This is a genomic window from Candidatus Hydrogenedentota bacterium, from assembly GCA_012730045.1.
Lineage (GTDB): Bacteria > Hydrogenedentota > Hydrogenedentia > Hydrogenedentales > CAITNO01 > JAAYBR01.
The window spans coordinates 1-4,460 of sequence record JAAYBR010000126.1 but is presented as its reverse complement, the minus strand read 5'-3'; the positions used below and the strand labels follow the sequence as shown (position 1 = coordinate 4,460).

Annotated in this window: 4 protein-coding genes; all 4 read right to left on the bottom strand. The window is 69.3% G+C overall.

Going from position 1 to position 4,460, the window contains the following annotated elements:
* A partial coding sequence (locus GXY15_13845) for a DNA polymerase I (protein NLV42290.1) occupies positions 1-1,003 on the bottom strand: 1,003 nt, incomplete at its 3' end.
* Complete coding sequence (lpxB, locus tag GXY15_13840) at positions 996-2,120, bottom strand: lipid-A-disaccharide synthase (GenBank protein NLV42289.1); 1,125 nt, start codon at positions 2,118-2,120, stop codon at positions 996-998. The genes GXY15_13845 and lpxB, both read right to left, overlap by 8 nt.
* Positions 2,117-3,070, bottom strand: coding sequence for a Gfo/Idh/MocA family oxidoreductase (locus tag GXY15_13835; GenBank protein ID NLV42288.1), 954 nt, complete (start codon positions 3,068-3,070; stop codon positions 2,117-2,119). The genes lpxB and GXY15_13835 overlap by 4 nt, the downstream gene beginning before the upstream one ends.
* A gap of 68 nt (positions 3,071-3,138) precedes the next feature.
* A complete protein-coding gene (gene lpxA / locus GXY15_13830) occupies positions 3,139-3,933 on the bottom strand; it encodes an acyl-ACP--UDP-N-acetylglucosamine O-acyltransferase (protein NLV42287.1) in 795 nt (264 codons plus the stop codon).
* Positions 3,934-4,460: the final 527 nt, after the last annotated feature.

Sequence of the window (4,460 nt, the reverse complement as noted above, 5' to 3'; positions counted from 1 at the left end):
CCAGCATGGGGTCTATGTTGGTGGTCTCCGTGTCCACGGCGAAGCCGCCGGCGGCGCGCATCTCGCCCAGGGCGCGGTCGAGGGTCTCCCGGTCCAGCACCAGGCGGTAGTCCGTTTCCTCCTCCGGCTCCTCGGGCGCGGGGGGGGCGCCGGTCTCCCCGGCCAGCGAGTCGAACCCGAGTTCCAGGAAGCGCGCCCGCAGGCGCTCCGGCTCCCAGGGAGTCCGAACCAGCCCGGGAATGTCCTCCGGCAGGTCCACGTCCGTCTTGATGGTCACGAGCACGCGGCTTTTGAAGGCCTGGTCGCGGTCGCTCTCCAGATTCTCGCGCTGCTTGCCCTTCAGGTCGTCCAGACGCGCGTAGAGCCCCTCCAGGGAGCCGTACTGCGCCATGAGCTTCTGCGCCGTCTTGTCGCCGATGCCGCGCACGCCCGGCACGTTGTCCGCCGTGTCGCCGATGAGCGCCAGCGCGTCCACCACATGGGCCGGGTCGGTGCCAAAACGCTCCCGCACCTCTTCCGGCCCGTACCAGACACCGTCTTCCCCCTTGCCGGGATCAAACATGCGGACCCGTTCCGACAGGAGCTGAAGCAGGTCCTTGTCGCCGCTGACCAGCACGGCCTCCATGCCCGCCTCCTCCGCGCGCCGCGCCAGGGTGCCGATGACGTCATCGGCCTCCACGCCGGGCACGCAGAGGAGGGGGAGGCTCATGTCGCGGACCACGTCGTGCATCCGGGGAAACTGCTCCTTGAGCTCGGGGGGCGTCTCGCGGCGGGTGGCCTTGTATTCAGGGAACAGCTCGTCGCGGAAGGTGGGGCCGGGGGCGTCGAAGACCACGGCGATGTGGGACGGGTTGTGCTCCCGCAGCAGCTTCATCAGGATGCGCGTGAAGCCGTAGACGGCGTTGGTGGGCCGCCCCTCCGGGTCCGTCAGGGTGGTCTTGATGGCGTGGAAGGACCGGAACGCGAAGGCCATGGCGTCCACGAGAAAGATGCGCTCACCCATGTTTCCGTTCCTCCACCAGTTGCACGATTTCCGCGGCCGCGCGCGCCGATGCGCCCGGGCCGCCCAGGAGGTCCCGCACCTCGCGGAAGCCGTCGAGCATGGCGCGCCTGGCGGGCGAATCCGCCAGCAGCTCCGCCACCGCCGGCAGCAGGCGCTCCGGGGAGGCCTCCTGCTGCACAAACTCCGGCGCGACGCGCCGCCCCGCGAGCAGATTGACGATGCCGATGTGCTCCACCTTCACCAGCCGCCGCGCGAGCTGGTAGGTGAGGGGGTTCATGCGGTAGACGATCACCATGGGCACGCCGAAGAGGGCGGTTTCCAGGGTGGCCGTGCCCGACGCCACCATGCAGCACCTCGCCCGCGAGAGCACCTCCGCCATGGCGCCGATGCGCACCGTGAGGGGCAGGCTCCCGGCGAGGGCCCGGAGCTGGGCGGCGCGCTCCTCGTTCACGCAGGGGGCCTCGAAGACCACCCCGGGCACCTGATCCAGCAGTCGCCGGGCGGTTTCGATCATGACCGGTGCGATGCGCCGGAGCTCCATCTCGCGGCTGCCGGCCAGCAGGCCGACGACCGGGGCTTCCGGTGCGGGGGAGGCTTCGGGGATTGCGGCACGTTCCACATGGTCCAGCAGCGGGTGGCCGATGTAGACGCAGGGCACGCCCGCCCGGCGGTAGAATTCCTCCTCGAAGGGGAGGATGACGAGCATTTTGTCCACCACGCGGGCGATGGTGTGGATGCGGCGCTTTTTCCACGCCCACACCTGCGGGCTGATGTAGTAGACAACGGGGATGCCGAGCTTTTTCGCCTCTTCGGCGAGGCGCAGGTTGAAGCCGGGGTAGTCCACCAGCACCAGCGCGTCCGGGCGGGTTTCGGCGAGCCGGGCGCGGGTCTCGTTGAAGAGTCTTCGGAGGAAGGAGAGGGACCGGACCACCTCGGCGAAGCCCATGATGGCCCTTCCGGCGAGATCGTGGCGGAGCGTCATGCCCGCCGCGGCCATTCGCGCGCCCCCCAGCCCCTCGAACTCCCAGCCGGGCCGGGCGGCGCGCAGCGCGCGGAGGAGATTGGCCCCGTGGATGTCCCCCGAAGATTCCCCCGCCACGAAGAAGAGACGTGTCACCGGTGGCTCCTGATCTGTTCCACAATGTCCTCGACCAGGCGCAGGGCGCGCAGGCCGTCCTCGCCCGTCACGGCGGGGTTCTCGCCGAGGGTCACGGCGCGCACAAAGGCCTGGAGTTCCCGCAGCAGCGGCTCCTCCCGCGTGACCGGAAGGGGGTCCACGGTGATGGACGCCATAGGGTTCTCCCCCTCGGGCAGCGGACCGGGCTTCTTGCGGTACACCAGTACCTGCTGGGCGCTGTAGTCCGTGGAGACGTAGGCGTTGTCCTCGAAGATGCGGATTTTCCGCATGCCCTCCAGGGAGACGCGGCTGCTGGTGAGGTTGGCCACGCAGCCGGAGGCGAAGCGCAGCCGCGCGTTGGCGATGTCCTCGCAGGAGGAGAACACGGGGACGCCCACGGCGTCCACCGACACCACCTCGGACTGCGCGAGGCACAGCACGATGTCCAGGTCGTGGATCATGAGGTCGTGCACCACGCTCACGTCGCTGTTGCGGTTGGGGTAGGGGCTCAGGCGGTGGCACTCGATGAACCGGGGGGCGTGGATGCCCTCGAAGAGCGCCTGCACCGCCGCGTTGAACCGCTCGATGTGGCCCACCTGGAGAATGCGCCCCGCGTCACGGGCCGCCGCCACCATCTCCCCGGCCTGGGCCGAGGTCGCGGCGATGGGCTTCTCCACCAGCACGTGGATGCCCGCGCCCAAGAGGCGCATGGTCGCCGCGTGGTGTCCCTCCGTGGGGGTGACCACGGACACGATGTCCGGCTTCGCGGCGATCAGGCCGTCGAGGTCCGCAAAGCCCGGCGCGCCGAAGTCCGCCGCCGCCTTTTCGCGGCGTTCGGGGCTGGGGTCGGCGGCGCCGACCAGCTCCACGTTCTCCATGGCGGCGTAGATGCGCGCGTGGTGGTAGCCCAGGTGTCCGACGCCGGCAACGCCGGCCCGCAGTGTGCCCATGATGCGAAACGCCCTGTTGTGTTCGGCCCCGGGGGGCCGCGCGTCTGCGGTTGTGGAGGCGGGGCCGCCTACCGGGAGACGCCCCGCTCCGAGTTGCGGATGAAGTCGAGAATGGTCTGCCGCTCCGGGGAGTCCGCCACCTGCTCAAGGACGGCCGCCACCGCCTGGTCCATGTTGAGGCCCGAGCGGAAAATGATCTTGTGCATGCGCCGGATGCGCGAAACAGCCTCCTTTATGAGGCCGTTCCGCTCCAGTCCGACCGTGTTGGGCCCGACGCACCGCGCCGGGTGCCCCTCCATGATCATGTACGGCAGCACGTCCATGCTCACGCGCGACATGCCCCCGATGAACGACAGCGTCCCGATGACGCAGAACTGGTGGATGCCGACGAGCCCCCCGAGGATGGCCCCGGCCTGCACGGTCACATGGCCCGCCAGCGCCGCGCCGTTGGACATGATGACCCGGTCGCCGAGGTGGCAGTCGTGGGCGACGTGCGTGCAGGCCATGAACAGGCACCCGCTGCCGATGGTGGTGGCCTTCTTGCCGGCCTCCTCCACGCTGTACACCGTGCCCGAACTGACGGTCACCATCTCCCGGAAGACGTTGCCGTCCCCGATGACCGTGCGGCCCACCGAGTCGTGCAGGTGCTTCAGGTCCTGCGGCGGCACGCCGATCTGCGCCCCGCTGAAGGTGCGGTTGTTGGCCCCCATGCGGGTGCCCGCGCCGATCACGCAGTGGGGGCCGATCACGCAGCCCGGACCGATGACGACCTGGTCCTCGATGATGGTGTACGGCTGGACTTCAACATCCGGCGCCAGCTCGGCGCCCTTGTGGATGATGGCGGTCTTGTGTATTTTTTTCATCAGGAAGCGTGCTCTCCCGGAAGAATGATGCCTGGCCCTTGAATGAATCCCGCGGTTTTTCGGCGCACCGGGCCTGCCCGGCCGCGCGCCGGCCCGCCGGCGCGGCGGACGGCGACTCCCACGCCCATGTGACCCTGCGCGGACGCCAATTGGTGCGTCCGGCCTCCGCAGGCCCATACGATACCACATTTCCCGGCAAAACGCGACTGTCTACCCCTGATCGCCGGATACGACGTCGCAAGAACCGAAGCCTTGGCGGGCACGAGATCGCCGCAGTCGCTGCGCTCCTGCTAAGAAAGTACCGGGTTCGCTGGAGCGGCCGTGCCCCTGGGATCGCCAAGCTCCAGCTTGGCTTTCGGGGAAACACGGATTAAACAGGCCCGCGCGGAAGAACCCAAGAGGCCAAGCTGGAGCTTGGCGAGCCCAGGGGGCGCGCGGTTTGGGCGATGGAGGGTGCCGAAGCCGTGGCGAGACGGGAGGGGCGCGCGGCGTCTCCTTTTGGAGTGCGGCGGCAACGACGCCGCTTT

Bases quoted from the DNA above. Each gene is read 5' to 3' on its own strand.
- lpxA (NLV42287.1), bottom strand. From the start codon at position 3,933: ATGAAAAAAATACACAAGACCGCCATCATCCACAAGGGCGCCGAGCTG.
- GXY15_13835 (NLV42288.1), bottom strand. From the start codon at position 3,070: ATGGGCACACTGCGGGCCGGCGTTGCCGGCGTCGGACACCTGGGCTAC.